The organism is Nocardioides sambongensis (assembly GCF_006494815.1).
Classification (GTDB): Bacteria; Actinomycetota; Actinomycetes; order Propionibacteriales; family Nocardioidaceae; genus Nocardioides; species Nocardioides sambongensis.
This window is the reverse complement of sequence record NZ_CP041091.1, coordinates 2223363-2249698: the sequence shown is the minus strand read 5'-3', so window position 1 is coordinate 2249698 and position 26336 is coordinate 2223363. Positions and strand designations below refer to the sequence as shown.

The following is a 26336-nucleotide window of genomic DNA, read 5'->3' as shown; positions in this document are numbered from 1 at the left end:
CGGGTCATCTAGCATCCGGTGCCCATGGACAACGTGGCACGCAGCGGCCCCCGCCGTCGCCCCGTCGTCCCGCGGCGGCTCGCGCGGCACCTCGGCGCGCGTATTCACGTCCACGCGGTGGGTCCCGACGGGCTCACGCTCGCGGTGCGCGGTCCGGACCGGGTGGTCGACGTGCTCTTCGACGGCCGCAGGATCTGGTCGTTCTGGGTGGTCCGCGACACGCGCGGCCAGGTCGGTCTGCGCCGCCACGTGGCGTGGCCGGACCGGATGCAGCGGTTCCTGGACGGCCGCAGCCGGGTCGAGGTGGTCGAGCACGTCACCGGGACCCGGCTGCACGACCAGGAGGTGGCCTTCACCGACACCGACCGACGGATCGCTTTCGTCAACAACCGTGGGCTGGAGATCAGCCTGGACAAGTCCGGGCGGTTCAGCCCCACCTTCTCCGGCCGCGGGGACCAGGTGGCCCCGCTGCTGGACGCGATGGAGGAGGTGGTCGCCGCGCTCGCCGCGCTGGACGTGACCGCCTTCCCGGCCTGGGGGACGCTGCTGGGGGCCGTGCGCGAGCAGAACCTGCTCGGGCACGACTCGGACGCGGACCTGGCCTACCTGTCGTCGTACACGGCGCCGGTGGACGTCGCTCGCGAGTCCTTCCGGCTGCAGCGGGCGCTGAACGCGAAGGGCTTCGTCACCTACCGCTACAGCGGGGCCGCCTTCCGGATCCAGGTCACCGAGAGCGACGGGGCCACCCGCGGGCTCGACCTGTTCGCCGCCTTCTTCGACCACGACCGGCTCTACGTGATGGGGGAGGTCGGTGCCGACTACCGGCGCGAGTGGCTGTGGCCGTTGACCACCTGCCGGATCGGCGACCGCGAGTTCGCGGCCCCGGCCCGGCCGGAGAAGCTGCTCGAGGCGAGCTATGGCCTCGGCTGGCGGGTGCCGGACCCGGCGTTCCGGTTCAGGACCCCGCCGGACGTCACCCGGCGCCTGGACGCCTGGTTCCGCGGGACTGCTCCGCACCGGGCGGACTGGGAGCGGGCGCTGGCCGGCCCGGCACACCTGGGCACCGGACCGTCCGCGCTGGCACGGCTGGTCCACGCCGAGGCGCCGCCGGGGGCCACCGTGGTGGACGTCGGGACCGGGCACGGACGCGACGCCTGGTGGTGGGCGCGGCAGGGCCGGACCGTGATCGGCTACGACTTCGTCCCGCGGGCGGGCGCCGCCGCCCTGCGCCGGGCCGAGGCCGCGGGGCTGCCGCTGACCCTGCGCCCCCTGAACCTGACCGAGCTGCGCTCGGTGTACGGCGAGGGCGCGTGGATCAGCCGCCGGCAGGGTCCACGGGTGCTGGTCGCCCGTCACCTGCTGGACGCGACCAGCGCGGCCGGTCGGGCCAACGTCGCGCGGTTCGCCGCGATGGCGTTGCGCCGCGGCGGGCGCCTCTATGCTGAGTTCCTCCTCGCACCGACCGAGCAGGTCGACCGGACCGACGCGCCAGGCCCCCTTGCCGGGGTGGACGTCGCCGAGGTCGTCGCGCTCCTCGAGGCGCAGGGTGGCAGGGTGCTGTCGACGACGGTCGCCGCGGACGGCACCACGGGCCCGGTGGCCCGACTGAGCGCAGAGTGGAGATGACGCACACGATGAACCCGATGCCGCCGAGCAGAAGGGTGCGCGAGCTGGAGGAGCGGGTGGCCCAGCTGGAGAGCGAGATCGCCGAGCTGCGCCGCCACCACCTGCGGGTCGCGGAGCTGGCGGACCTGGTCACCGAGCTCGTCGTACCGCTGGCGGACCGGGACCCCGAGCGGGTCGAGCGCGCCATCGCCGCCTTCAACCAGAGTCTCTGATGGCCGAGCGCGTCTACCTGCACATCGGGCTGCCGAAGACGGCCACCACCTACCTGCAGACCATCGTCTGGGCGGCGCGGGACCAGCTGCGCTCGGACGGGGTGCTGCTCCCGGGGCGCGAGCGGCGCGACCACCTGTGGTCCAGCCGGGTGGTCCGGGAGGAGGGCGGCGCTCGCAACACCGACCGCGAGTTCGCGGCCTGGGAGCGGGTGCGCACCGAGCTGGCCGCCTGGTCCGGCGTCGGGCTGGTCTCCCACGAGTTCTTCGCCGCCGCCGCGGTCGAGCAGGCACAGCGCATGGTCGAGGCGCTGGCGCCGGCCGAGGTGCACCTGGTGGTGACCGCCCGCGAGCCGCTCGGCCTCTTCACCGCGAGCTGGCAGGAGAGCCTCAAGAACCGCAGCACGACCCCGATGGCCGACTACGGCCGCGAGGTCTCGGCGCGCCCCACCGACATCTGGAACTGGCGCACCCTCGACCTCCGGCTGGTGCTGGAGCGCTGGTCCCGGGCGGTGCCGCACGAGCGGATCCACGTGCTCCCGCTGGACCCCACGGCCCCTCGCGAGGACATCTGGCACCGGTTCGCCGGACTGCTGGGCATCGACGCCGCCGCCTACGACACCTCGATGTCGTTCCCGAACGAGTCGATGGGTGTCGTCGAGGCCGAGCTGCTGCGCCGGGTCAACGGCAACCTCGACGGCTTCACCAAGGCCTTCGACAAGGGTGTCTACATCCGGACCTTCCTGGCCGACGAGCGCCTGGTCACCCGGCAGGGCGAGAAGTTCTGGCCGGCCGAGGACCAGGTCGCGGACTGCCGGGCCCGCGCGCAGGCGCAGATCGACTACCTCGCCGCGCATCCGGTGGACGTCGTCGGCGATGTCGAGCGGCTGCGCGTCCCGGACGACCTGCCGCCCCGACGCACCCCCGGGAGCGTCACCGACGCGGAGGTCGCCGCCGCCGGCGCCGAGCTGGTCGCGGTCCTGCTCGACGACGTGCGGACGCTGCGCAACGAGAACCGGGCCGCGGCGCCGGCCACCCGTCCCGGCGGCGGCCGCCGGGGATGGCGGTTGCGCCGGCGGTGACGCGCCCGGGCCGCGGCGCGCCGCGGCGGGGGAGGGCCATCGGCTCGGGACCGCGACGTATCATCGGGCGCATGCAACATGGGGCGCGGATCAGCTGGGCGGGGCTTGCCCTCGCCGGTGCGGTGGCGCTGACCGGCTGCGGCGACGAGGGGTCGTCGGAGGCGGACCGGGCGGCGGACCCGTCGAGCGCGACGAGTCCGACCAGCGACGCTCCGGCGAACGCTCCGGCGTGCTCCGACATCTGGTACGACGGCGGCGAGCTGCCCCGGGTGTACCGCGGATGTGTCGACGACGAGGGCGCCTACCTGGAGCGCGACTTCATCGGGTGCTCCTCGGGGCAGCGCCTGGTCCTCTTCGACGACCGTTTCTACGCCTTCGAGGGCGGCCCGGTGTTCGACGTGGGTTCGCCGCTGGAGGACAGTGACGACTATCGTTCGGTGACCAGGCGTTGCACGGCGTGATCTCGGGCTGACGCCGGGGCGTCGAACGCCCCGTGCGCCTCAGCGATCGCAGTGGTGCCACCAAGTATCGAGGGGACCTTCACCTATGTACGTCAACCGGTTGCTCGGGGCCGTGCTCGCGGCTGCGGCGCTGGTGATCAGCCTGCTGATCCCGGTGTCGGCCACTGCCGCACCCACGCCGTCGGCGACTCCCACCGACTCCAGCGCCTCCACCGCACCGGCCGCGCAGCCGGTCGCGGCCCGGAAGGCCGCCCGATTCACCCCCAAGGCGGGGATCACGGTGAACAGCCCGGTCGGCAACGCGGGCGCGCGCAACGCCATCTTCAGCAAGATCATGAAGAGCATCAACGCCACCCCGCGTGGCGAGGAGATCATGATCTTCTCCTGGAACTTCCTCACCTCCGCCGGCCGCAAGGCCCTGCTGCGCGCGCAGAAGCGGAACGTCCGGGTGCGTCTGCTGATGGACTCCAACAACGTCAACCGCAACGTCAACAACATCCAGTTCAAGGCGCTGCGCAACCAGCTGCGGAGCAACAACAAGGGTCGCCCGAAGCACCGGCGCAGCTGGGCCCGCGTCTGCCAGGGCACCTGCCGCGGCACCAAGGGCGGCGCGCACTCCAAGTTCTTCATGTTCTCCCGGGCCGGCAAGGCCCGGCAGGTCGTGATCCAGGGCTCGGCCAACTTCACCGTCGCCTCGACCAACAACCAGTGGAACGACGTGCTCACCCACGTCGGTCACGACGGGGTGTGGAAGGTCTACCGCAAGGTGTTCCTGGAGGCCGCCAAGGACAAGCAGGCCAAGCGCATGTACGTGCGCAAGAACTTCCGGAACTTCTCGGTCATCCACTTCCCCAACCGCGGCAAGAACGTGCCCGACCCCGTCATGCAGGTGATGAACAACATCAAGTGCAAGGGCGCGAAGAACACCGGCAACGGCCGCACCGTGGTGCGGATCTCGCCCGACGTGCTGCGCACCAGCCGCGGGATGAAGCTGGCCCGCAAGATCCGCTCGCTGTGGAACGCCGGCTGCAACCTGATGGTCGGCTACACGGTGATCGGGATCGACGTCGGGCGCTACCTGCGGGCGCCGGGCGGCCGCGGGCCGGTCCCGCTGCGCCACATGGTGCAGGACAAGAACGGTGACGGCGAGTTCGACCTCTACTTCCACATGAAGGTGATCACCGTCCGCGGTCACTACGGCAAGGACCGGACCGGCTACGCGGTGCTCAACGGTTCGGCCAACTGGACCGGGGTGTCGAAGGTCAGCGACGAGAACGTCGGGGTCTACCGCAACCCTCGCTACGTGAAGCGCTACGAGGAGCACCTCAGCTACTGGTTCAACCGGCCGATGTTCACCGCCGCGCCGCTGATGTACGGCCGGGACGCGAACGCGGTCTACGAGAACGGTCGTCGCGTGGTCACCCGCGGCAACGTGAATCCGTTCGCGAACGTCGAGATGGACTGAGTCACCAGTTCACGAAGCGGCGCCGACCCCGGCCGGGGTCGGCGCCGCTTCGTCGTAGGGTGCTCCGCTCGCCGGCCGATGCCGTTTGCGCAGGTCAGAACTACATCCTTGTAGTTCAGCGGTTGTGTTGCGAGGGGCTGGTGAGCATGGTGTGATTCCTGTGATTTGACGCGCGTCGCGCGAGACATCACGACGAGGAGCTCCCCCAATGTCGCCCACCACCCACCCCACCCCTCCCCGCGGGAAGGGCGGCCGGCGCCGCGCCCGCATCGTCGTGGCGGGTGCCGTCGCCCTGGCCGCGCTCGGCCTCGGGCTGCTCGCGCTGCCCGACGCCCAGGACGAGCCGGAGGGGTCGCTCGACCTCAGTGGCAAGCAGCCGGCCCGCAGCGACGTCACGCTGGTCCAGGCGAACATCCCGATGCGTCTCTCGGTCACCAAGTTCCGTGCCGACCGCGACAAGGTGATCGCCCAGGTGCCCGACGTGATCACCTACAACGAGGTGACCGGACGCGACGACGAGCAGTTGGCGCCGGCCGGCTACGACCTGTTCCGCTCCGAGAAGAACTGGTACACCAAGGCGGTCGCTGTGGCCTGGCGCTCGGACGTGTGGACCAAGATCGACTCCGGGACGAAGCGGATCTCCAACTTCCGCAAGATCCCGCCCGGCAAGCGGACCCGCCTCGGCCTCCGCTTCGTCAACTGGGTGACGCTGGAGTCCGCGGACGGCCGCCGGATCTCCGTGGTCGCCGCGCACCTCGCGCCGCCGCTGCGGATGGGCAAGGGGCGGGTCGTCGACCTCTCCCGCCCCTCGGTGGAGAAGCTCGGCGCGCTCGTCGCGCAGCTGACCCCGGCGGGCCCGGTGCTGGTCGGCGGCGACTTCAACTTCGCGGTCGGGGGCGGCCGCTACCCGGCCGACCTGCTGAGCAAGGCCCGCCTGCGGTCGACGTACCAGGCACTGGGCGGGGCGTTCCGCACCAAGGGCCGCTACACGATCGACTTCGCGTTCCTGCGCAGCAAGAAGATGATCGCTGCCCAGCAGCACCGGTCGATCAAGCTCAACTCCGACCACAACGGCGTGGTGGCCGGCTACCGCTGGACCAGCGACGCGCCGAGCACCTCGACCACGGTCCGCAACGACCCCGCGGGCACGCCGGCCGAGCGGGACGCGGTGGCCCGGACCGTGATCGACGCGGTGCGGGCGACCCCCGCCGGGGGCACCCTCGAGGTGGTGACCGCGGCGTTGAACCACCGCCGTACGGCGAAGTGGCTGCGCCGCGCGGTCGATCGCGGGGTCCACGTCCGGGTGCTCACCCGGAGCCGCTCGTTCACCATCCGGGAGAACGGCCTGGCGTCCCGGATCGCCTCGGTCGGCGACAGCGCGAGCGCGGTACGACGCTGCGAGCGCGCCTGCCGCGCCGCGTACCGCTCCAGCGGCGCCCCGCGCACCCTGCTGATGGCCACCGACGCCGAGGGGTCACCACCCAGCGCATCGACGTCAGCCGTAACCTGTCCGACGTGATGGTCACCGCCCAGTCCCAGGCCACGCTGCACGTCGGTGCCTTCGCCCTCACCAGGGGAGCAGCGATCGTCGACGATCTCTGGGCCCGCTGAGCATGGCAGGACGCCGCCGTCTCCACGTGCACGTCGGACTGCAGAAGACGGGGACGTCCTACCTCCAGGCGGCGATGCTCGCCAGCCGGGACGCACTGCGGGAACAGGGGCTGGACCTGGTGCCGGCGACGAAACGCGAGGCGTTCGAGCTGATGCTCCTGGTCCGCGAGCGCTACCACGCGGGGCGTGACCCGGACAGCGTGCCGGAGGCGCTGGACCGGTTCACCGCGGCCCTGCGGGCGGCGTCCGGACCGGCCGCGCTGCTGAGCCAGGAGTCGCTGGCAGCCGCCCGGCCGCGACAGGTGGAGCGGTTCCTGGCCGCCTGCGCCGACCGCGAGGTCCACGTGGTGCTGACCGCGCGTGACCTCGGTCGCCAGGTGCCCTCCTCCTGGCAGCAGGAGGTGAAGGCCGGCCGCACCGTCGACTACGGCGACTACCTGCACGGCCTGCAGGAGTCGCAGCGAGAGGGCCGCGGCACCCATCCGTGGATCCACCTGGACCCGCCGGCGGTGCTGGCCCGGTGGGCGCGGCACCTCCCGCCGGAGCGGATCCACGTGGTCACGGTGCCTCCGCGGGGCAGCTCGCCGACGCTGCTGCTGGAGCGGTTCTGCGGCGTGCTGGACCTGGATCCGTCCACCGTCCGGCCCGAGGAGGACCCGGCCAACACCAGCATCGGCCGGGTGCAGGCCGAGGTGCTGCGCCGCGTCAACCTGGAGCTGCCCGACGACGTCCGTCGCCGCCAGGTCTACGGCAACGTCGGCAAGCGCTGGTTCGCCGCGCAGGTGCTCTCCGCCCAGGACGGGGCCGCGATCCGGCTGCCGCAGGCGCTGCGGCCGTGGGCGGAGGAGGTGGCCGACGCGCAGATCTCGGCGCTGGCCGCCGCGGGCTACGACATCGTCGGGGACCTGGCGGACCTGCGCTGCGCGCCGGAGGCCTTCGAGGAGGTGGACGGCACGCCGGACGGCGACGCCGTCGCCGCGGCCGCGGTCACCGCGCTCGCCGCGATCCTGACCGAGCAGGGGCGAACGGAACGGTCCCGGCCGGCCGAGCGAACCGAGGACCGGGCACGCTGGGCCTTCTGGCGTCGCTGATCCGGTGTCCGGGCCGAGGAGCCTCAGCGCAGCCAGCGACCCCGCCGTCGGCTCGCGCCGTCGTCCTCGGCGGCGCCGTCCCTGACCCGGTCCTTGCTCCCGTCCCGCAGCAGGTACGCCGACTTCGGCGCCTCCCGCAGCTCGGCGACCCGCTGGGTCAGGGCGCGTGCCTGGGCCTCGGTGAGCCGCTGCGGGGTGTGGTCCCCGGCCGTCGGGTCGCAGGTCACCAGCAGGCCGAGCTCGTCGAGCGTGGTGACGTCGTCGGCGATCGTCCGCTCGTAGATCCGGCGCAGGTAGCGCTCGCGGACGTCGGCGGGCAGGTCGCGACCGATCAGCGTCCTCAGCGCCTTGGCCATCGGCTGCCGGGAGGCCCGGTAGCGTGCGGGGCCCGCGGCCGCCAGCGCGGTCCACTTGCGCACGAACTCCCGCTCGGTGGGGGCGTCGTAGTGGAGCACGGTGAACGCGGGGTCCTCGGTCGAGGTGACCCGGGACCCGTCGGCGGCGACCGCGTCGTGCAGGGTCAGGCCCGCCGAGCCGCCGACGCGGATCGCGGACTTGCCCATCACGTGGCCGTGGAAGTAGCCCTGGTTGCTGGCCTCGTCGAGGACGCCGAGCACCTGGAGCAAGGTGAGGTCGGCGTCGTCGAGGAGCTCCTTGAACAGGGTGGACCGCTCCTCGGCGCCGGCACGGGCCACGGCCTCCAGCGGCCGCATCCGCACCGCCGTGACGGAGTCCGGCAGGGCGGTGAGCGCGGCGCGGTCCAGCCGGGCGACCTCGTCGCCGTCCACGTGGGCCAACCAGGTGGCCCAGCCGAGGGGCGCGAGCAGCTCGTGCGCCCAGTTGGCGTTGATCCGCTGGCGGTGGTTGAGGTTGGCCGGGCGCTCGCCGTGCCACCAGCTGCCGCCGCCGGCACGTACGCAGGTGACGTGGGGGTGCGCGGTGAGGAGTGCCTCGACCTCGCCCTGACCCTCCTCGGCGGGCGCGTCGAGGAAGACGATCAGGTGGTCGACGCCCGAGGCGAGGTTGGCCTCGACGAAGAACCTGACGTTGGCCGCGGAGTCCTTGATCGTGGAGGCCGTGACCAGCATGGGGCCACGGTAGCGGTCCGCGGACGTGCGAACAGTCACAGGCTCATCCCGAGACCGCTATGTGACCGGCCGGTAGAGTCAGCGCGGTTCGCCAGCAGAAGGAGACGCCCATGGCACGCCTGTGTGAGACCGACGGACTGACCGAGGACCAGCGAGAGATCCTCAAGGCAGTCCGCGTGTTCGTGAACGAGCAGATCATCCCGGTAGCCCAGGAGCTCGAGCACGCCGATGAGTACCCGACCGACATCGTCGAGGGCCTCAAGGAGCTCGGTGTCTTCGGCCTGATGATCCCCGAGGAGTACGGCGGCCTGGGGGAGTCCCTGCTGACCTACGCGCTGTGCGTGGAGGAGATCGCCCGCGGCTGGATGAGCGTGTCGGGGGTGATCAACACCCACTTCATCGTGGCCTACATGCTGATGCAGCACGGCACCGAAGAGCAGAAGCAGAAGTACCTGCCCCGGATGGCGACCGGCGAGGTGCGCGGCGCCTTCTCGATGTCCGAGCCGGGCTTGGGCTCGGACGTCTCGGCGGTCTCGACCAAGGCGACGAAGCTCGACGACGGGTCGTACTCGATCACCGGGCAGAAGATGTGGCTGACCAACGGTGGCTCCTCCACCCTGGTCGCGCTGCTGTGCAAGTCCGACGAGGGTGCGGACTCGGTCTACCGGAACATGACCACGTTCCTGGTCGAGAAGGAGGCCGGCTTCGGGGAGACCGCTCAGGGCGTCACCGTGCCGGGCAAGATCGAGAAGATGGGCTACAAGGGCGTCGAGACGACCGAGCTCATCCTCGAGGACCACCGGATCGCGGCGGACCAGATCCTGGGTGGGGAGCCGGGCAAGGGCTTCTTCCAGATGATGGACGGTGTCGAGGTCGGCCGGGTCAACGTGGCGGCCCGTGCCTGCGGGCTGGCCTGGCGCGGCTTCGAGCTGGGCATCGCCTACTCCCAGCAGCGCAAGACCTTCGGCAAGCAGATCGCCGACCACCAGGCGGTGCTGTTCCGGCTGGCCGACATGGCCACCAAGGTGGAGACCGCGCACACGATGATGGTGCGTGCGGCGCGGATGAAGGACACCGGCAAGCGCCTCGACGTCGAGGCCGGGATGGCGAAGATGGTGGCCTCGGAGTACGCCAACGAGGTCGTCGAGGACTCCTTCCGGATCCACGGTGGCTACGGCTACTCCAAGGAGTACGAGATCGAGCGGCTGATGCGCGAGGTCAAGTTCATGCTCATCGGCGAGGGCACCAGCGACATCCAGAAGATGATCATCGGCCGCCAGCTCCTCAAGGAGTACAAGGCCTGACCCGAGGGGGCCGCTGCGGCGGTCAGCCGCGCTGCCACCAGCGGCGTCGCGGTGCGACCGCCTCGAAGAGCTCCTCCCAGCGGTCCACCACCGGACCGACCGCATAGCCCGACGCCGTGCCCTGCGCTTCCGCCCCCAGGCGGAGCCGCAGGGCGCGGTCGTCCATCAGGTCGGCCAGCGCGGCGCCCAGGGCGGCGGTGTCGGCCAACGGCACCAGCCGACCGTTGCGATCGTCGTCGATCAGCTGGCGCGGGCCCTCCGGGCAGTCGAAGCTGACCGGCGGCACGCCCTTCGACATCGCCTCGAGCAGGATCATCGGCAGCCCCTCGAACCGCGAGGACATCGCGTAGATCGAGGACTCCGAGAGCACCCGCTCCATCTCGGTGGTCAGGCCGCGCAGGCGCACCTGCTCGCCGATGCCCAGCTCGTCGATGCGGCGTCGCAGGTCGGACTCGAGGCGGCCCTCGCCGTAGATGTCCAGGCGCCAGTCGGGGTGGCTGGCGGCGAGCGGGCGCCAGGCGTCGACCAGCATGTCGAAGCCCTTCTGGTGCTCCAGGCGACCGGCGGCCACGACGACGGGCTCGGTCAGCGGCGCCGGTGCCCCGACCTCGAACGGGGTGGGGTTCGGCACCACGTCCAGGATCGTGTCGGTGGGCGCCAGCACCTCGCGCCACTTGTCCATCTCGGCGTCGGTCAGGGTGAGGAACGCGCCCAGCCGCCGCTCCGCGTCCGGGGCGGTCAGCGCCCGCATCTCGGCGCGCATCGCGCCACCGCGCGCGGTGATCGAGAGGTGCTCCTGGTGGATGACGCCGACCTTCGGGCCGGTCCACCGGGTCGCCGCGACGGCGAGCTCCGGTCGGGTGGTGACCACCACGCCGGACGTCTTTCGGCCGAGGATCTCGGCGAGCCGCTGGTCGACGAGCGCGCTGAAGGCGGGGTGGGCGTCGGCGCTGAGCGAGGACCTGGTGCGGTCCGCCTTGCGCAGGGCCGGGTCCGACTTGGGGTCACGGCGGGGCCGCTTCACGCTGCGCTCGGGGTCCTCGGCGTCGAAGAGGTCGAAGACCGCGGTGGCGCGGATCGAGGGGTGCAGATCGAAGTACGGCGTGGGGCGGCTGCGCGAGATCGTCACGAGGTCGACCTCGTGCCCACGGGCCGCGCACTCGTTCGCCACCGTGAAGACGGTGCGGGGGATGCCACCGACTCCGTAGGCGAAGGGAACCATGAAGGTGAGCCGCTGACGCACGGCGGCGGACTCTACCGGATGGGTCGCTGGGCGACGTGGTCGCGGCGGCCGACCGGCCGACCGCGCGCGGCGACCAAACCGCGCGCGTCGATCTGTGCGGCACGCCCTAGGGTGTGGGCATGGCCGAGCGGGTAGTTCTCCACATCGGCGCACCCAAGTCGGGGACCACCTACCTGCAGTCGCTGCTCTGGCACAACCGCTCCGAGCTGCGCGAGCGTGGGCTGTTCTTCCCGGGCAAGCGTCTCTTCGACCAGAACCGCGCCTCGATCGAGGTGCGTGCCGGTCGCCACCTGCGCGGCGAGGCCGAGGTGTGGGCCCGGTTCGTGCGCCGCGCCGACGACGTCGTGGCCGACCTCGTGCTGAGCAACGAGTGGTACGTCGAGGCGACCGCGGAACAGATCGCCGGCATCGTCGACGACCTGGGCGCGGACCGCCTGCACGTGGTCTTCACCGCGCGCGACTTCGTCGCCCAGGTGCCGGCCGGTTGGCAGGAGGAGCTCAAGCTCGGCTCCGGCGGCTCGCTGGACGACTTCGTCGCCGGCCTGGACCGTCCGGAGCGCAAGTGGAGCTGGAAGGTGTTCGACCCGGTCGAGGCGCTGCGGCCCTGGGCCGACCACCTGCCGGCCGACCGGATCCACGTGGTCACCGTGCCGCCCCGCGGCAGCGAGCCCGGGCTGTTGCTGCACCGGTTCCTCGGACTCCTCGGAGTGCGGGCCGAGGGCCTGGACACCGAGGTCGCCACGCACAACGAGTCGCTCGGAGTCGAGTCGGCGCGGCTGCTGCAGGAGATCGGCCCGGCGCTGCTGGAGGCGACGGACCCGGCCTCGACCCCGTGGAACGAGCGGTACGTGTGGCTGCGCAACCGGATCGCCCACCAGGTGCTGGTGCCGCTCGGCGGCAGGCCGATCGGCCTGCACCCCGACACCGTCGAGCGCCTGCGCGACCGCGCCCGGGCCAGCGTCGCGGCGCTGGAGGCCGGCGGCTACGACCTGGTCGGCGACACCGCCGACCTGCTGGACGGCGCCCCGAGGCCCGGAAGCGTGCCGCCCGAGGACGTCGATCCGGCCGACCTGGTCGAACGCGCCGGCGCGGTGAGCGCGGCGTTGCTGCGGTTCGCCCGCGAAGCGAGCGCCTGAGAGTGCCCCCGTCGACGGGGGTGAGAGGATGACGCGCGTGGCGCGAACCAAGGTCTTCCTGCACATCGGAACCCGCAAGAGCGGGACGTCCTACCTGCAACTGGCCCTGCGTAACTCGGTCGAGGCGCTGGATGAGCAGGGCGTCGCCCTGATGTTCCGCACCCGTGAGCGCAACGTACGGCGGCAGCTGACGCCGTTGCGCGAGCTGGCCGCGACCGGGGACGCGACCTCGGCCACGGCGGCGATGGCGTGGACCGCGGAGCGGATCCGGGCGAAGCCGGACCACCGGCACCTGATCACCCTGGAGGACCTCGCCGAGCTGCCGAGGCCGGCGATCGAGGCGATGGTCGGCGGACTCTCCGACTTCGACGTCGAGGTCGTCGTCACCGCGCGGCACTGGGGGCTGACCCTGCCCTCGGAGTGGCAGCAGTGCGTCAAGGAGCGCCACACCGGCACCTACCGCGACTTCATCGAGGACGTGCGGGCCCGCTCGGGCGAGACGGCCCAGCGCTTCGTGGCCCGTCAGCACCTGCCGCAGATGGTGGAGCGCTGGGGGGCGCACGCCCCGGTGAGGGTGATCGCGGTCCCGCCGTCCAGCCGGACCGAGGGCACGCTGGTCGACCTGTTCTCCGACCTCGTCGGCATCGACCCCGCCAGCCTGGTCACCCCGAAGGGGACCATCAACCAGTCGCTCACCCTGGCGCAGGCCGAGATGCTGCGCCGGGTCAACATCGCGCTGGGCGACCGCCTGCCCGAGCCGGCGCACAGCTATCGCGTGGGGATGCGGGAGTGGCTGACCCGGCGCAGCCTGATGAAGCACCGCGGGTCCTCGATCCGCCTCCCCGCCGAATACCTGGGATGGGCGCAGCAGGAGAGCGCGATGCAGCTCGAGGCGCTCCGCACGGGCCCGGCCCGGATCATCGGCCGGCCGGAGGACCTGGTCGCGACCGAGGAGCTGGCGACCGGTCCGGACAACGTCTCCGACGCCGAGCTGGCCGAGGTCGCGATGACCACGCTGGCCGACCTCGCTGCGGACCGGTGGCGCGAGGTGGAGGAGCAGAAGGCGCAACAGCAGGGCGGCAGGCGGCGTACCAAGCCGCAGGCGCCGCCGCCGGCTGCCCCGGCGACGCGGCTGCGCACCCGACTCGGCCGCACCGGTCCCGGCCGGGCCGTCCGGCGGTGGCTGGGCCGGTGAGCAGCGCCGACGCAGCGCCGCGGGCCGCGGACCAGAGCGGCGCGGCCGAGGGCCGTGCGGTCGTCTACCTGCACATCGGGGCCCGCAAGAGCGGTACCACCACCCTCCAGTCGGTGCTCCGCGCCTCCCGGCGCGAGCTGCGGTCGCAGGGCGTCAACCTGGCGCTGAACACCCAGGACGACCACCAGTCCTTCGCCCAGCCGCTCAAGCGGCTCGGTGGACCCCAGCCGCCCCGGCCGGGCGCGGTCGAGGAGTCGCTGCGGCTGCTGCGGGAGCGACTCGGCAGGCCGGCCCGCCGCCACCTGGTCACCATCGAGGGCATCGCCGAGTTCCGCCCCGAGGGCATCGCCGCCCTGGCCGGCGCGCTGGCCGACCACGAGGTCCACGTCGTACTGACGGTGCGCCCGTGGGACCGGGTCCTGCCCTCGGAGTGGCAGCAGGTGGTCAAGGAGCACGGCACGCAGTCCTACCCGGACTTCCTCGCCGCGGTCAGCGGCGACCACGCGCCGCTCTTCCGTCGTCGCCACGAGACGCCCCAGATCGTCCGGGACTGGATGGTCCACGTCCCGGCCGAGCGGATCCACGTGATCGCCGTCCCCGTCTCCGGGGAGGGGCTCGAAGAGCTCTTCTGCCGGACCGTCGGCGTCGACCCGGCGAGCCTCCAGGCGGCGCCGGCGAGCCTCAACCAGTCCCTCTCCTACCCCCAGGCCGAGCTGCTGCGCCGGGTCAACGCCGCCCTGCCCGAGGAGCTGCACGGTCGCGACGAGTACCGACTGGCCGTCCGCGGCTGGCTGGTACGACGCTGCCTGGCGCTGCTGCCCCGCGCCGGTGCGCTGCGGCTGCCGACGGAGCTGGCGACCTGGTGCGAGGCTCAGATGAAGCGGCACCGGGCCGAGCTGGAGGAGCTCGGCATCGACCTGGTCGGCGACCCGGACGACCTGACCCCGCCGGTGCGCTCCGGCGAGGTGTCGGTGAGCGAGGCGGAGGTCTCCGCGGCGGCGGTGGCGCTGGTGGCGAGCATGACCGCCCTGCGCTGGGAGGAATGGCAGCGGTCGCGGCACGCCCTCGAGGAGGCGACCCGGGCCGCCTCCGGCGCGGGGGGACCGGGCGCGTCGGAGGGCCGGCGGCGCCGCACCCCGGCCACGATCGCGAGGGGGATCGGGCGCCGCCTCCGCCGGGTCGTTCGCTGAGCGTCGATCCGTCTCGGCGCGGGTCGGACCTGTAGGATCAGCGATTCGATGGGGAACGAGAACGGTGTGCCGGCCGGTGGCCGGGCGAGTGTGGGACGTGGGGGTGCTGCGGTGACCCCGCCCGAGATCCTGGAGCACGGCGTACGGGTGACCGCCGAGCCGGACCGGGTCGTCGACGTCGCCGTCGACGGACGGCGCATCTGGTCCTTCCGCACCGGCAACCGGGCCGCCGCCGCGGGCCCTGACGGCCGGGTGACCGTGGAGTGGGCGCCACCGTTGCGCCGGCGCCTGCGCGGGTTCGCCGAGATCAGCGTGCTCGAGGCCGGGGCCGAGCTGGCCCGCCGCGAGTTCCACTTCCCGGGCTCGCAGGAGCGGGCGAGCTTCACCGATCGCGCCGGGCGCCCCCTGGTGATCGGTCCGAACGGCCGCTTGATGCTCTCCTTCGGCGACCACGCCGAGTCGGTCCAGCCACTGCTGGAGGCCGCGCACCGCGTGCTCGCGGTGATGGCCGACGCCGGCGTACGGGGCTTCCTCGCCTACGGCACGCTGCTCGGCGCGGTGCGCGAGGGCGACTTCATCGGCCACGACAACGACGTCGACCTCGGCTACGTCAGCGCGGCGCCGCACCCGGTCGACGTGGTGCTCGAGTCGCTCCGGCTCCAGCACGCGTTCACCCGCGCCGGGATGCGGGTCGAGCGCTACAGCGGCGCCGGACTGAAGATCTGGGTGCAGGACAGCAGCGGCATCGACCGCGGCCTCGACGTCTTCGGTGGCTTCTGGGACGGCGACCGACTGGCTTTCCTCGGCGAGCTGCACACCCCGTTCGAGCGGTCCTGGATCGAGCCGCTGGGTGAGGTGACGCTGGCGGGGGAGACCTTCCCCGCTCCGGCCCGCCCCGAGAAGCTGCTCGAGGCGATGTACGGCCCCGCTTGGAAGGTGCCCGACCCGACCTTCGTCTTCGAGCCCGGCACCGACGCCCGGGCCCGGCTCAACCGCTGGTTCCGCGGGATCCGGGTCGGCCGCAACAGCTGGGACAGCCGCTACGCCCCCGCCGTCGCCGAGGCGCCCCCGAAGAAGCCCCACCACCTGGCCCGTGTGGTGCACGACCACGAGCCGGGGGCCCTGGTGGTCGACATCGGCTGCGGCCGCGGTCGCGATGCGGTCTGGCTGGCCGAGCAGGGGCACCGGGTGATCGGACTCGACTTCTCCGCTATCGGCCCCCGCCACCTGGCCACCGAGGTCGCGGACAGCGACCTGGACGTCGAGTTCCGCTCGGTCAACCTGCTGGAGCTGCAGCACGTGCTCGCCTGGGGCGCCCGTCTCGCCCGGATGCCGGGTCCCCGCACCGTGATGGCTCGCCACCTGGTCAACGCGACCACCGCCCGAGGACGCCAGGGGATGTGGCGGATGGCCGCGATGGCGCTGGCCGACGGTGGACGTCTCTACCTGGAGTTCCTCGGGGCCGACGAGCCGCGGGCGGGCGACGGCACCGAGCTGGTCTGGGAGGTCCGCCCCGCGGTGATCGCCGCGGAGGCCGAGCGCTACGGCGGCACGGTCAAGCGCCTCTGGCCGTATGAGATGAACTTCTACGAGGTACCGCCCCGCGGTCCCGCGGGCGACCCGGCCCCCAGGGATACCGGATGGTGGTCGAATGGCCCGGAAAGGGGACAGCATGAACGAGCAGGACGACTCCGCCGAGGTCTACGAGCCCACCCGCATGCGGAAGATGATGTGGCCGCTCGAGCGGGCCGCCGGGACGCACACGCTGATGACCCGGATGGGGGAGCTCGAGGCGCGCGTCGCCGACATGGAGGCCAACCACGTCCGCTTCGCCGAGCTGGTGGACCTGGTCCAGGAGCTGTTGCTCCCGGTCGCGCTCCAGGACGAGACCAAGGTGGCCGCGCTGGTGGAGCGGTTCAGCGACGAGCTGGACACCGCGCGGGTGGTCGAGTCGCGCGGCGATGAGTAAGCCCTCCTCGGGCGCGGAGTTCCGTCCCGACATCCAGGGTCTGCGGGCCCTGGCCGTCGGCATCGTGATGCTCGCGCACGCCGGCTTCGACCGGTTCGCCGGCGGATTCATCGGCGTCGACGTCTTCTTCGTCATCTCCGGCTTCCTGATCATCGGCCTGCTGGTGGCCGAGGCCGAGCGCACCAGCAGGGTCTCGATCCTCGGCTTCTACGCCCGCCGCGCCCGCCGGGTGCTGCCCGCCGCGACCGTGGTGCTGGTCGCCTGCGCCGCGGTCGCCGCCTGGGTGCTGCCGTACGTGCGCGGCATCGAGGTCGTCAAGGACACCGTCTGGTCGGCCTTCTTCCTCGCCAACGTCCGGTTCGCCAGCGTGGAGACGGACTACTTCGCGGCCGGCGAGCCGCCGTCGATCGTGCAGCACTACTGGTCACTGGCGGTGGAGGAGCAGTTCTACCTGGTCATCCCGCTGGTGATCATGGCGGTGGCGGCGCTGCACCGCCGGCGCAACCGTGCCGGCGCCCCCACGGACCCCGCTGGTGCTCCCGCCGCGGGCGGGCCGGCTACCGGAGCCGGCGGTCTGCGCCGGCAGCTGGCCGTCGTCCTGGTCGCCGTGGTGGCGCTCTCCCTGGCCTGGTCGGTGTACGCGACGGCGGACAACCCCTCGGCCGCCTACTTCTCCACCCTCGCCCGGGCCTGGGAGCTCGCGGCCGGCGGTCTGCTCGCCGTGCTGGTCTGGGGCCGCCGGGTCCCGGCCGGCCGCTGGGTCGCCGACGGGCTGGCCCTCGCCGGCCTGGCGCTGATCGTGTGGGGCACGCTCACCTTCTCCGGAGCGACCGCCTTCCCCGGCATCGCGGCCGCGGTCCCGGTGCTCGGGTCGCTGCTGCTGCTGGCCGCCGGAGCCACCACCGGCGGCTCCGACAGCCTGATCGGTCGCCTGCTCGCCTGCCCCCCGGCGCGGGTCGTGGGGGACTGGTCCTACTCGCTCTACCTGTGGCACTTCCCGGTCTTCCGGGCGGCCGTCGCCGAGTGGGGGCCCCTGGACCGGGTCCAGGTGCTGGCGGCCGTCGTGGTCACCTTCGCGCTGGCGGGCGCGACGTACCACCTGATCGAGCAGCCGTTCCGCAAGCGCGGCACCTGGCGCCGGGTCGGTCGCGCGATCGCGCTCTACCCGGCCAGCGTGGCGCTGGTCGTGGTCGCCGCGGTCGGCGCGAACGCCGCGATCCAGCACCAGATCGACGCCTCGGCCGACAACCCCTCCATCGAGCTGGGCGACTACCGCAAGGGGGAGCTCAGCAAGGACCCGGCGGTCGCGCTGGTCGAGGCCTCGGTGATCGCCGCCGAGGAGGACCGCGCCGTGCCGGGTCAGCTCGACCCGCCGCTCGGCGAGGTGCGCGACTCGATCGCCCCGCTGGGGGACTGCGACTACCGGACCGGCACCCAGGACCTCTGTGCGTTCGGGACCGCCGACGCCGACCGGTCCATCGTGGTGCTCGGCGACTCCCACGGCCGGGCCTGGGGGCCCACCTTCACCACCATCGGTGAGCGCTACGGCTACGCCGTCTACCAGCTCGTCCTCAGCGGCTGCCCGGCCAACCAGGGCACCCGCTCGGACCCGGAGAACGGCGGCGAGTGGGAGTTCTGCGCCGACTTCAACGACTGGACCGTCGAGCAGGTCGCGCAGCTGCAGCCCGACGTGGTGGTGATCGCCAACAACGCCTACAGCCAGGGCTCCTTCAAGGAGATCCAGATGCAGGGGCTGGCCGACCAGGTGACCGCGCTGCGGGAGGTGACCGACCGGGTGGTGCTGGTCGGCGACACCCCGCGACTGCCGGCGATGCCCGGCGTCTGCCTCTCCACCCGCGACGTCGACCTGGGCGACTGCCTGTTCGCCCCGGCCCCGGGCCAGATCAAGAAGCAGAAGGAGTTCGGCGCGATCACCCGCGACAACGGTGGGGAGTACCTCGACGCGCTGGACTGGTTCTGCTCCCGGCGCAAGTGCCCGTCGGTGATCGGCGACATCGTGCCGCTGCGGGACAAGGACCACATCTCCACGCCGTACGCCGAGAAGCTGGCCGGCCCCGTGGCGAAACGGTTGGGGCTGGACGAGTAGGCGGTGCCGGGATCCTCTAGGGTCGCGCGGGTGAGCAAGACGAACGCGGGCAACTTCTTCGAGGACTTCACCATCGGCCAGGTGATCGAGCACGCCACGCCGCGCACCGTCACCGAGGGCGACCGGGCTCTCTACGGAGCGCTCTACCCGACCCGGTTCGCGCTGCCCTCCTCGGCCGCGTTCGCGGCGTCCGTGGGCCTGGACCGGCACCCGGTCGAGGAGCTGGTCGGCTTCCACATCGCCTTCGGCAAGACCGTTCCGGACATCTCGCTGAACGCGGTCGCCAACCTCGGCTACGCCGAGCTCCGCTTCCGCCGGCCGGTGCTGCCCGGTGACACGCTGAGCACCCGCTCGGAGGTGATCGGGCTCAAGCAGAACTCCAACGGCCGCAGCGGTGTGGTCTACGTCCGCTCCACGGCCACCGACCAGCACGGCGAGGTCGTCATCGACTGGTGCCGCTGGGTGATGGTGCACAAGCGCGACCACGCCGCTCCGGCCCCGCAGACCGTGCTGCCCGCGCTGGCCGACGCGGTCGCCGCCGAGGACCTGGTGCTGCCCGAGGGCCTGGACTTCTCCGGCTACGACTTCACCGCCGCCGGTGAGCCGCACCGGTTCGCCGACTATCAGGTGGGCGAGCGGATCGACCATGTCGACGGCGTGACGCTCAGCGACGCCGAGCACATGATGGCGACCCGGCTGTGGCAGAACACTGCGAAGGTCCACTTCAACACCGAGGCACGGCCCGACGGCAACCGCCTGGTGTACGGCGGCCACGTCATCTCGTTGGCCCGCGCCCTCTCGTTCAACGGACTGGCCAACGCCCAGCTGATCGCGGCCATCAACGGTGGGTCGCACGTGGCCCCGGCGTTCGCCGGCGACACCGTCTACGCCTGGTCCGAGGTGCTGGACACGGCGCAGACCTCGGCGCCCGGCGTCGGCGCGCTGCGGCTCCGGCTGGTGGCGACGAAGGGTCGCGACGAGTCGATGACGCTGCGCGGCGAGGACGGCAAGTACGCGCCGGGCGTCCTGCTGGACCTCGACTACTGGGTCTTCGTGCCCCGCTGAGCCGCCTGCTCGGCCTGGGCGGCGCGCCGGTTGTAGTCGGCCCTGCGCCACGGCTGGACGGCGTCCTCCCGGAGCAGCGCGCCGAGCGCGGCCAGCGCCATCTCCAGGCGTGCGTCGGTGTCGACGTCGTCGGGGGAGGTGCCCGCACTGTCCACCGGCTCGAGCTCGGCGGGATCGCCGACCACCCGCACCCCGGTGCGCAGCAGGTTGTCCACGATCGTCCGGCTGCGCCGGCGCAGCCAGTCGGGCACCGTGAAGCCGATCGTCGGCTCGTCGACGTCGAGGGTGGGGAGCACCAGGTTGCCCAGCGGCTTGACGATCCGGTGGTGCTCGGGCCGCGGCAGGTCGGTGACCTGCGCGTTCAGCTCCCGCATCAGCGCGACCGAGGTGGCGCCGATCGAGGTGTTCTGGCGCACCGGCTCGTCCCACGCGGTGCCGCGCAGTCCGGCGGCGTCGCGGAAGCGGTCCCAGAGCAGGTCCGACGGGGCGCCCGGGGCGGGTTGACCACGACGGTGATGTTCTCGAAGCCGATGTAGTCGGCCCAGCGCCGCACGATCTTGTTGGCGTTGTGGCGGGTCCAGAAGGTCCGGTGGATCTTGCGCAGCGTCTCGTCCGCCGCGGAGTCGTCGGTCCGGTTGACCTCCTGAAGGCCGTCGACGTACTGCTGCAGGGTCCAGGTGGAACCGTTCTTGACGACCTCCTGCCACATCGACGGGACCTGGCGACCCAGGTCGCGGACGGTGACGACGGCCCGGATCTCGGTGTCGGGGAAGACCGTGGGCAGGCGCTCGATGTGGGCGCGCTCGATCGCGGCGAAATGCTCCACCGACATCAGCACGGTCTCGGGGTAGGCGTCGATCTCCTCGCGGATCCGCTCCCAGGCACCGGGTGCGCCGTGGTCGAAGTCGATGTAGTCCCGCAGCGCCTTCCACTGGTCCGACCACATCCGACCGGGGAAGAGCACGTCCTGCTCGAGCAGGCGGTCGCGGTTGGCGACCAGCTTTCCCTGCAGGTACGTCGTGCCCGACTTCATCAGGCCGATGTGGAGGATCAGACGGCGAGCCATGGGGTTCCTTCTCGTGCGGTGGCCACCCCCGCACCCTAGTGTCTGCTCAGTCGGCCAGGGTGACCCGGCCGATCCGGTAGGTGACCTCGTCGTCGACGGCGCGGGCGATCTGGTCCAGCTCGATGCTGGTCGGCCAGTCGCTGTCCGCGGGCCACTCGACCTCGGCCGAGGCGACGGACGGGTCGGCCGCCCGGTCCAGCAGATCGGCCACGGTCAGGTGCAGGTAGTCCGGGGCGTCCTCGCCCTTCTGCGGTCCGCGGACCAGGGTCGCCGAGGCGACCTCGCCGTCCTCGACCGTCACCTCGACCGGCCCGGTCACCGGGCAGAAGCAGATCGCCTCCAGCCGGTAGGTGTAGTCCTCCGCGGTGAACACCCTCTCCCCGGCCGCGTCGGTGGTCCACGGGTCGGCCGGAGCGGTCGACGGAGCCGTCGAGGCAGCGGGTGAGGGGTCCGTCGCGGTGCTCGCCCCGCCGGACTCCTCCCCGCCGCAGGCGGTGAGACCGAGGAGGGCAGCGACGAGACAGGCCAGGAGCAGGGGAGCGGGTCGTCGCACGTACCTCATGCCCCTTCCGACGCGCCACGGTGCCGGGAGGTTCCCGGCGCGGCGGGCAGGTCGGGTGGCGCCGGCGCGGGGCCCGGGACGGCGGCGAAGTAGCGCGCCAGCGGCCACAGCGAGAGGACCAGCACCATCGGCACGCAGAAGCCGAACCGGAGGTCGTCGGAGCCGACCAGACCGGTCAGCACCGCGCCGAGCAGGCCGCCCACGTAGTTGAACTGGTTGAACCGGGCGATCACCACGTCCACCCGGCGGCGGTCACCACCCTGGGAGGTGCCGGCGATCGCGGCCGCCGCGGAGAAGCTCAGCGGGGCGACCACCGAGATGCCGAAGCCGACCACGGCGAAGCCGAGCACGGCGACCGGCCACGAGGGAGCGAGCGTGACCACGACCAGTCCGGCGCAGGCGATCACGGCGCCGCAGCGCAGCACCGGCACGGCGCCGTACCGGGCGACCAGGCCGTCGCCGGCGAGCCGGGTGACCAGCGAGGCGACCAGGTAGGGGAGCGTGGCGAGAGCGACCCACCGCGACGGGGCGTCGAAGACCTCGTCCAGGTAGACCGCGCCCCAGGTCTGGCTGGCGGTGTCGACCATGTAGAAGATCACCATGCCCAGGCCGACCATCACGATCGGCCGCCACGGGACCGGGACGGCCAGGTCGGCGGCCGCCGGCTGCACCAGCAGGTCGTCGGGCTCCTCGTCGGGCGGCAGGAACGGCAGCAGCGCCACCACCAGCGGCACAGCGGCGATCGCCGCCGCGGCGCTGAGCGGCAGGTCGGCCGAGGCCAGGGTGAGACCGGCTCCGACCAGGCCACCGGCGGTCCAGGCGCCGTGGAAGGAGGGCAGGATCGGACGCCGGTAGCGGTGCTCGAGAGCCACCGCCTGCATGTTGGTGGTCGCGTCCACGATGCCCAGGCCGACGCCGTACGACGCCACCCCGGCGTAGTAGAGCGGGAGGTCGGTCGCCGCCACCATCAGCGGCATCCCGACGCCGATCACCACCAGGCCGACCCGCAGCAGGAGGGCGCTGTCCACCCGCGCCGCCAGCCGCTCGGTCAGCACCGACCCGGCGCCGGCGAGCAGCACGATGGCGAGCAGCACCAGGGAGACGTCGATCTCGGAGAACGCCCAGCGGTCCTTGATGTCGGGCAGTCGGGTGGTGAGGCTGATGAAGACGAGGCCCTGCGTGGCGAAGGCCAACGCGACGGCCGACCGGTGCCGGGTCAGGTTCACCCGGTGATCCTGCCACGTCGCGACGGTCACCGAGGGCGCTCGCCCGGGTTCCGCGGGATCAGTCGATCGCGTCGACGCGCCAGCCCCCGCCCGAGCGCACCACCCGCACCCGGTACTTCTGCGCCGAGCCGGCCGCGCGCCAGGCGGTGTCGCCCGCGCTGCGGTGCTGCACGTTGGCCACCAGCGTCACCGTGCGGGTCGCGGCGTCCACCTTCGAGGACTTCGCCGACCGGATCACGGTGCGCGTGGCGGTCTTGTCCGCGACCAGCTGCTGCCACCGACTGAGCTCGGCCGGGGTGGCGCCCCAGTACGTCTCCTTCAGGTAGGAGGCGTAGACCGGGGTGGCCAGCCGGATCAGGCGGTTGACCCAGGCGTAGAGGCTCGGGTCCTTCCAGGAGTAGGTGGTGAACGCGGTGAGGCCGGCCCGCGCGGCCGCGGACGGCCCGTCGCGCCGCGGAGCGGCGGCGGGTGCCGCCCGGCCCTCGGCGCCGTCGTGCGGGACGGCCGTCGTGCCGTCCTCGGCGGTCCGCTCGACCTGCGACGGCGCGGTGCCGCAGCCCAGCAGGAGTACGGCGCTCAGCAGCGCCACGATGACGGTGGAGGTCCGGCGACGCACCTGGTCACGCTCCCTTCGTGTAGCCGTAGACACGCCAGTTCCCGCCGCCCGCGGGCAGTTCGACCAGCAGCAGGTCCAGGCTCCAGGAGTCGGCTCCGTCGTCGACCGCGGCCCGGACCGCGACCGCGTTGTCACCGGCACTGACCAGCTCGACCGCGCCGGCCCGTCCGGCCGGCACCCGCCCGGAGTCGACCGAGCGGAGTCGGGTGAGGAGAGCCGGGGTGGTCAGCGGCTTGAGCTGCTTGAGCCATGGGCCCTGCTCGGTGCCGGCGAGGAAGCCGGCGGTGAACCTCTCGGCGACGGGCTCCCACTCCTCGGCGGCCTCGGCCGCGGCGCCGCTGGTGTCGCTGCCGACCCAGTACGGGTCCCACGCGCCGTCCTTCGGCGCGCCCTCGTCGACCGTCGACACCGGCGGACCGCTCATCTGCTCCGCGCCGGGCCCGGTGTCCTCGGAGCCGAGGGGCAGCATCCGGATCGCGATCGCCGCACCGACGAGCAGCACGAGGACCGCTGCGGCGACCCCCCAGGTGCGGCCGCTGACCCGGCCGAGCGCCGCCCGGATCCGTCCCGGGAAGGAGACGGCGGACGAGCCCCGCCGGGGCCGAGCCCGTCGCGACGGACGGCTCGACCGTCGCACCGGCGGCGCGGTCTCGTTGCGCTTGAGCTTGCGGGAGCCGCTCATCAGCAGGCCTCCTCGCCGAGCGCGACGTGGAGGTGGTCGGTGAAGGTCGGGTCGCCGGCCTCGTCGCCCTCGGGCCCGGCGGGGTAGGGCCGCCAGCCCTGGCCGTCCGGGGCCCAGTACTGCTCGTTCCACAGCAGGTAGCGCACGCCGAGCTGGGTGGCGTTGGTGCCGAGGTAGTCGGCCACCGCGTCGCCGAGTGCCGTACGGCGCGCCGGGCCGCTCGCCTCGGTCAGGCCGACGTCCAGCGCGTCGAGGCACTGGGTCTCGGTGTCGCCGTGCGCCCGGAACGACACCACGTCCTCGAACTCCTCGCTGATGCAGCGCATCGCGTCGGTCATCGCGGCGGGCAGCTGCTGCTCGACCTCCGCCCACGGCGTGGCCGGGCAGGTGCCGACGGCCGGCTCGCCGCAGGCGTCGTACCCCTCGAAGTAGGTGCCGCTGAGCTGCTGCACGATGAACCGCGCGCTGGGCTCCTGGGCCTGGTAGCTCTCCGGGAACGGGCCGCCCTGCACGCCGGCGGCCGCGTCGCCGACGCTCATCGCGGCCCAGTCGAGGTCGGTGAGGCCCGGGCGGTCGACGTCGGCCACGCCGAGGAAGGCGTCGGTGGCGTGCTTGGTGTCGGTCACCTGGGCCGCGGTGCCCCACCCGTCGTCGGCGCGCTGCGCGAAGAGTCCGGTGTCCGACCGGGGGTCGAGGCCGCTCTCGGTCAGTGCGGCCGCGACCGCCACCACCGCGGCCTCGCGCGGCAGTCCGGCCGCGGCGGTGCGGGCGATGATCGTGCGGGCCCGACCGATCTGGTCCTGGTCCAGCGCAGAGCCCTGGGGCAGCGCCAGTCTCTTGGGCACCGGGATCACGACCTCGGGGACCGGTTCCTCCTCCTCGGCCGCCTCGCCGGGACCGAGTCCGTTCATCCCGATGCTGGCAACGACCGCGGGGTGGTCCGAGGCGACGCTCATCACCCGGCTGCTGAGCAGTGAGCTGCCCGGCGGGTGGAAGAGGTACATCACGGCGCTGTCCTTGGCGAAGCCGTAGCCGACTCCGCGCATCCGGGCCTCCGCGGTCCACGACCCCTGGTTGCCGTGGGAGTTCATGTCGCCGCCGACGATCACCGGCCCGAAGGCCGAGAGCGTGTCGGCCAGGCCGATCACGATGTCCATCGCCTGGCCGAACTGGCCCACCCGCGACTGCGACGGGTTGCCGTGCTGGCGCGGGTACTTCGCCGCGTTCGTCATCATGTGGGTGGAGATCAGCGAGACGACGGCGCCGTCCTCGCGCTGCACCATGCCCCAGGTGGCGTAGCGGTCCCAGGTGACCGCCTGGCCCTGGTGGAAGGTCCGGTCGTCGTTGACGACCTTGACCCGGCCGCCGTCCAGGAAGCGCCAGGTGTCGCTGCGCCAGAGCACCACGTTGTTCATCGACTGGCTGACGCCGCCGACGGAACGGTCGACCACCGGGTCGCGGTAGGCGCCGTAACCCGGGGTGGAGCCGCGAATCGAGTCGATGCTGCGGGCGCCGACCTCGTTGAGCAGGATGAAGTCCGAGCCGGTCCCGGCGAGGCTGCGCATCGAGGAGGAGAACCCACTGGCGCTCGAGCGGTTGGGGATGTTCGCGACCGCGGCGCTGACCGACCCTTCGATCGGCGCGCCGAGCGGACCGTCGATGGTGCCGACCGAGCCGAGCGCCAGCCCGGTGCCCGAGCGACCCGTCCCCTCCGGGGCGATCTCGACCTCCGGCTCGGGCTGCTTGCCGACGATCCTGGTGGGCTTGGTGACGCCGAGCTCCACCTTCCGGGTGGCCAGGAACTTCTGCGGGTCGACGGGATCGGAGTCGACGGTGACCCCGATCCGCACCGTCCCGGTGCGCGGGGCCCGGCCGAGGACATCGGTGACATCGACGATGTCACCGTCGTCGTAGTGGGCCGAGGCGAGGCGGCGATAGCTGCTGACCACACCCGCGCCGTGGTCCACGCTGACCACCAGTCCGCCCTGCGACGCCTCGCTCACGGTCACCACGCCGGCGCCCATCGCGCGCACCGGGGCCCGTCCCTGGACCGCGACGTCGACGCCGGGCTGGAGCTTCTCATAGCCCAGCACCGGGTGGGTGCGGGTGCCGAAGGGGGAGACGATCCGACCCTGCAGCGGGTTGGACCAGGCGGTGGGGCGCAGCCCGGTCCGGGCGGGGCAGGCCGACGTCGTCGGTGCGGCCTCCGGCAGGCCGGCCGCGGCGGTGGTCGATGCGGGCGCCAGACCGGTGCTCCAGCCGGCGGCGATCAGGGACAACGAGAGCGCGAGGATGCCGGCAACCCTGGAACGCCCATGACTCACCGCGTCATCCTCTCAGAC

At 72.6% G+C, this 26336-nt stretch carries 23 protein-coding genes and 1 pseudogene; 15 read left to right on the top strand and 9 right to left on the bottom strand.

What is annotated here, in order from left to right; all coding sequences use genetic code 11:
* Positions 1–24: 24 nt before the first annotated feature.
* From FIV43_RS10520 to FIV43_RS20985, 7 genes are all read left to right on the top strand, one after another.
* Complete coding sequence (locus tag FIV43_RS10520; protein WP_141014094.1) at positions 25–1626, top strand: class I SAM-dependent methyltransferase; 1602 nt, start codon at positions 25–27, stop codon at positions 1624–1626.
* Positions 1623–1838 carry a DUF6752 domain-containing protein gene (locus tag FIV43_RS10515; RefSeq protein WP_141014093.1) on the top strand — a complete coding sequence of 72 codons (216 nt, stop codon included), beginning with the start codon at positions 1623–1625 and terminating at the stop codon, positions 1836–1838. The genes FIV43_RS10520 and FIV43_RS10515 overlap by 4 nt, the downstream gene beginning before the upstream one ends.
* A complete protein-coding gene (locus FIV43_RS10510; protein WP_141014092.1) occupies positions 1838–2917 on the top strand; it encodes a hypothetical protein in 1080 nt (359 codons plus the stop codon). Before FIV43_RS10515 ends, FIV43_RS10510 begins: the two co-directional genes overlap by 1 nt.
* 71 nt (positions 2918–2988) lie before the next feature.
* Positions 2989–3378 (top strand): hypothetical protein, encoded by a 390-nt coding sequence (locus FIV43_RS10505; RefSeq protein WP_141014091.1) that lies wholly within the window; start codon positions 2989–2991, stop codon positions 3376–3378.
* Positions 3379–3463: 85 nt separating this feature from the next.
* Positions 3464–4843: a phospholipase D-like domain-containing protein gene (locus FIV43_RS10500; protein ID WP_141014090.1), complete on the top strand. Its 1380-nt coding sequence runs from the start codon at positions 3464–3466 to the stop codon at positions 4841–4843.
* Between the two features lie 208 nt (positions 4844–5051).
* Positions 5052–6362: an endonuclease/exonuclease/phosphatase family protein gene (locus FIV43_RS10495; RefSeq protein ID WP_141014089.1), complete on the top strand. Its 1311-nt coding sequence runs from the start codon at positions 5052–5054 to the stop codon at positions 6360–6362.
* A 118-nt stretch (positions 6363–6480) separates the two neighbouring features.
* The gene (locus tag FIV43_RS20985) at positions 6481–7545 is read left to right on the top strand and encodes a hypothetical protein (RefSeq protein ID WP_181407442.1); all 1065 of its coding nucleotides are present in this window, start codon (positions 6481–6483) and stop codon (positions 7543–7545) included.
* 23 nt (positions 7546–7568) lie between these two features.
* Here the strand turns inward: FIV43_RS20985 and FIV43_RS10485 are convergent, their stop codons facing one another.
* Complete coding sequence (locus FIV43_RS10485) at positions 7569–8633, bottom strand: glycosyltransferase family 2 protein (protein ID WP_141014088.1); 1065 nt, start codon at positions 8631–8633, stop codon at positions 7569–7571.
* A gap of 110 nt (positions 8634–8743) precedes the next feature.
* Between FIV43_RS10485 and FIV43_RS10480 the strand changes: the two genes are divergently transcribed.
* Complete coding sequence (locus FIV43_RS10480) at positions 8744–9937, top strand: acyl-CoA dehydrogenase family protein (RefSeq protein ID WP_141014087.1); 1194 nt, start codon at positions 8744–8746, stop codon at positions 9935–9937.
* A 22-nt stretch (positions 9938–9959) separates the two neighbouring features.
* Here FIV43_RS10480 and FIV43_RS10475 read toward each other — a convergent pair whose 3' ends face one another.
* Complete coding sequence (locus FIV43_RS10475; protein WP_141014086.1) at positions 9960–11180, bottom strand: glycosyltransferase; 1221 nt, start codon at positions 11178–11180, stop codon at positions 9960–9962.
* 119 nt (positions 11181–11299) lie between these two features.
* Here FIV43_RS10475 and FIV43_RS10470 point away from each other — a divergent pair, with 119 nt between their 5' ends.
* The 7 genes and pseudogenes from FIV43_RS10470 (at position 11300) to FIV43_RS10445 (ending at position 19842) form a co-directional block, all read left to right on the top strand.
* The gene (locus FIV43_RS10470; RefSeq protein ID WP_141014085.1) at positions 11300–12316 is read left to right on the top strand and encodes a hypothetical protein; all 1017 of its coding nucleotides are present in this window, start codon (positions 11300–11302) and stop codon (positions 12314–12316) included.
* A 37-nt stretch (positions 12317–12353) separates the two neighbouring features.
* Positions 12354–13511, top strand: a complete 1158-nt coding sequence (locus FIV43_RS10465; protein WP_141014084.1) for a hypothetical protein — start codon at positions 12354–12356, stop codon at positions 13509–13511.
* Complete coding sequence (locus FIV43_RS10460) at positions 13508–14701, top strand: hypothetical protein (protein WP_141014083.1); 1194 nt, start codon at positions 13508–13510, stop codon at positions 14699–14701. The genes FIV43_RS10465 and FIV43_RS10460 overlap by 4 nt, the downstream gene beginning before the upstream one ends.
* A gap of 48 nt (positions 14702–14749) precedes the next feature.
* Positions 14750–15985 (top strand): annotated as a pseudogene (locus FIV43_RS23795) (LicD family protein); the annotation flags it as partial.
* Positions 15986–16352: 367 nt separating this feature from the next.
* On the top strand, positions 16353–16670 hold the full coding sequence (locus FIV43_RS23790; protein ID WP_407938893.1) for a DUF6752 domain-containing protein: 318 nt from the start codon (positions 16353–16355) through the stop codon (positions 16668–16670).
* A complete protein-coding gene (locus FIV43_RS10450; protein WP_141014081.1) occupies positions 16663–18777 on the top strand; it encodes an acyltransferase family protein in 2115 nt (704 codons plus the stop codon). The genes FIV43_RS23790 and FIV43_RS10450 overlap by 8 nt, the downstream gene beginning before the upstream one ends.
* A gap of 30 nt (positions 18778–18807) precedes the next feature.
* Positions 18808–19842, top strand: a complete 1035-nt coding sequence (locus FIV43_RS10445; protein WP_141014080.1) for a MaoC family dehydratase — start codon at positions 18808–18810, stop codon at positions 19840–19842.
* Here the strand turns inward: FIV43_RS10445 and FIV43_RS10440 are convergent.
* From FIV43_RS10440 to FIV43_RS10410, 7 genes are read right to left on the bottom strand one after another with little or no spacing between them, the layout of a single operon-like run.
* Positions 19818–20258, bottom strand: a complete 441-nt coding sequence (locus tag FIV43_RS10440; protein WP_141014079.1) for a hypothetical protein — start codon at positions 20256–20258, stop codon at positions 19818–19820. The two genes, FIV43_RS10445 and FIV43_RS10440, sit on opposite strands and share 25 nt — an antisense overlap.
* Positions 20216–20908 (bottom strand): hypothetical protein, encoded by a 693-nt coding sequence (locus FIV43_RS10435; RefSeq protein WP_141014078.1) that lies wholly within the window; start codon positions 20906–20908, stop codon positions 20216–20218. Before FIV43_RS10435 ends, FIV43_RS10440 begins: the two co-directional genes overlap by 43 nt.
* Before the next feature lie 46 nt (positions 20909–20954).
* Positions 20955–21470 (bottom strand): DUF6174 domain-containing protein, encoded by a 516-nt coding sequence (locus FIV43_RS10430; protein ID WP_141014077.1) that lies wholly within the window; start codon positions 21468–21470, stop codon positions 20955–20957.
* Positions 21467–22696, bottom strand: a complete 1230-nt coding sequence (locus tag FIV43_RS10425; protein WP_141014076.1) for an MFS transporter — start codon at positions 22694–22696, stop codon at positions 21467–21469. The genes FIV43_RS10430 and FIV43_RS10425 overlap by 4 nt, the downstream gene beginning before the upstream one ends.
* Positions 22697–22754: 58 nt before the next feature.
* A complete protein-coding gene (locus FIV43_RS10420) occupies positions 22755–23312 on the bottom strand; it encodes a hypothetical protein (protein WP_141014075.1) in 558 nt (185 codons plus the stop codon).
* A gap of 4 nt (positions 23313–23316) precedes the next feature.
* Positions 23317–23994, bottom strand: coding sequence for a hypothetical protein (locus tag FIV43_RS10415; RefSeq protein ID WP_141014074.1), 678 nt, complete (start codon positions 23992–23994; stop codon positions 23317–23319).
* The gene (locus FIV43_RS10410) at positions 23994–26318 is read right to left on the bottom strand and encodes a peptidoglycan DD-metalloendopeptidase family protein (RefSeq protein ID WP_141014073.1); all 2325 of its coding nucleotides are present in this window, start codon (positions 26316–26318) and stop codon (positions 23994–23996) included. The genes FIV43_RS10415 and FIV43_RS10410 overlap by 1 nt, the downstream gene beginning before the upstream one ends.
* Positions 26319–26336: the final 18 nt, after the last annotated feature.

Coding starts and splice junctions, on each gene's coding strand:
- FIV43_RS10520 (WP_141014094.1), top strand. CDS start 25: ATGGACAACGTGGCACGCAGCGGCCCCCGCCGTCGCCCCGTCGTCCCG.
- FIV43_RS10515 (WP_141014093.1), top strand. CDS start 1,623: ATGACGCACACGATGAACCCGATGCCGCCGAGCAGAAGGGTGCGCGAG.
- FIV43_RS10510 (WP_141014092.1), top strand. CDS start 1,838: ATGGCCGAGCGCGTCTACCTGCACATCGGGCTGCCGAAGACGGCCACC.
- FIV43_RS10505 (WP_141014091.1), top strand. CDS start 2,989: ATGCAACATGGGGCGCGGATCAGCTGGGCGGGGCTTGCCCTCGCCGGT.
- FIV43_RS10500 (WP_141014090.1), top strand. CDS start 3,464: ATGTACGTCAACCGGTTGCTCGGGGCCGTGCTCGCGGCTGCGGCGCTG.
- FIV43_RS10495 (WP_141014089.1), top strand. CDS start 5,052: ATGTCGCCCACCACCCACCCCACCCCTCCCCGCGGGAAGGGCGGCCGG.
- FIV43_RS10485 (WP_141014088.1), bottom strand. CDS start 8,633: ATGCTGGTCACGGCCTCCACGATCAAGGACTCCGCGGCCAACGTCAGG.
- FIV43_RS10480 (WP_141014087.1), top strand. CDS start 8,744: ATGGCACGCCTGTGTGAGACCGACGGACTGACCGAGGACCAGCGAGAG.
- FIV43_RS10470 (WP_141014085.1), top strand. CDS start 11,300: ATGGCCGAGCGGGTAGTTCTCCACATCGGCGCACCCAAGTCGGGGACC.
- FIV43_RS23790 (WP_407938893.1), top strand. CDS start 16,353: ATGGCCCGGAAAGGGGACAGCATGAACGAGCAGGACGACTCCGCCGAG.
- FIV43_RS10450 (WP_141014081.1), top strand. CDS start 16,663: ATGAGTAAGCCCTCCTCGGGCGCGGAGTTCCGTCCCGACATCCAGGGT.
- FIV43_RS10435 (WP_141014078.1), bottom strand. CDS start 20,908: ATGGCTCGCCGTCTGATCCTCCACATCGGCCTGATGAAGTCGGGCACG.
- FIV43_RS10430 (WP_141014077.1), bottom strand. CDS start 21,470: ATGAGGTACGTGCGACGACCCGCTCCCCTGCTCCTGGCCTGTCTCGTC.
- FIV43_RS10415 (WP_141014074.1), bottom strand. CDS start 23,994: ATGAGCGGCTCCCGCAAGCTCAAGCGCAACGAGACCGCGCCGCCGGTG.